Origin of the sequence: Tenacibaculum piscium (genome assembly GCF_021390715.1) — a bacterium.
GTDB classification, from domain to species: domain Bacteria; phylum Bacteroidota; class Bacteroidia; order Flavobacteriales; family Flavobacteriaceae; genus Polaribacter; species Polaribacter piscius.
This window is the reverse complement of the sequence record NZ_JAJGWT010000037.1, coordinates 1-817: the sequence shown is the minus strand read 5'-3', so window position 1 is coordinate 817 and position 817 is coordinate 1. Positions and strand designations below refer to the sequence as shown.

Annotated in this window: 2 tRNA genes and 1 rRNA gene (1 of these 3 cut by a window edge); all 3 read left to right on the top strand. The window is 40.0% G+C overall.

From position 1 onward, the window contains the following. Positions 1-188, top strand: a 16S ribosomal RNA gene (locus L0U77_RS11975) (its annotated part extends 202 nt beyond the left edge of the window); the annotation flags it as partial. A gap of 82 nt (positions 189-270) precedes the next feature. After that, positions 271-344, top strand: a tRNA-Ile gene (locus L0U77_RS11850). A gap of 84 nt (positions 345-428) precedes the next feature. Continuing rightward, positions 429-505: transfer RNA gene (locus tag L0U77_RS11845), tRNA-Ala, on the top strand. Positions 506-817 lie beyond the last annotated feature (312 nt).

The following is an 817-nucleotide window of genomic DNA, read 5'->3' as shown; positions in this document are numbered from 1 at the left end:
GTAATCGGATATCAGCCATGATCCGGTGAATACGTTCCCGGGCCTTGTACACACCGCCCGTCAAGCCATGGAAGCTGGGGGTGCCTGAAGTTCGTTACCGCAAGGAGCGACCTAGGGTAAAACTGGTAACTAGGGCTAAGTCGTAACAAGGTAGCCGTACCGGAAGGTGCGGCTGGAACACCTCCTTTCTAGAGAAAGATGGTGAGTTACAAAANGGAAGTTTTACTCTTTGCTGTTAATTTTAAAATACACTAATAATAAGCTATACATAGTCTCGTAGCTCAGCTGGTTAGAGCGCTACACTGATAATGTAGAGGTCGGCAGTTCGAGTCTGCCCGGGACTACTAAAGGGCAAATTATTAGAAAGGAAATTCTAGATACAAGAGGATTCGACATTCAAATTCTGGATAGTATCTAGTGTTTATAATGGGGGATTAGCTCAGTTGGCTAGAGCGCTTGCCTTGCACGCAAGAGGTCATCAGTTCGACTCTGATATTCTCCACCAGATAGCATCTGGAAGCAATTTTAAATTGTTTCAGATTGTTATGTGAATCAAGCTGATAAATACTTATCGGTTGCGATTCGCAACGTTCATTGACATATTGGTAAAATGATATCGTAAAGAAATCAAGATAGAGAAGTTAATCTTCGGATTAACAACAATATTTTTATAAAAATAAATAATTATAAAGAGCTCGTTCTAAATAGAAATATTTAGAGCAAAAAGTACAATAAGCTAAATAAGGGCGTATGGNTCCACCAGGCAATGCCTGGAGATAAACAATTATTTCCAAGAGTATTGTATGGCATTAAAATG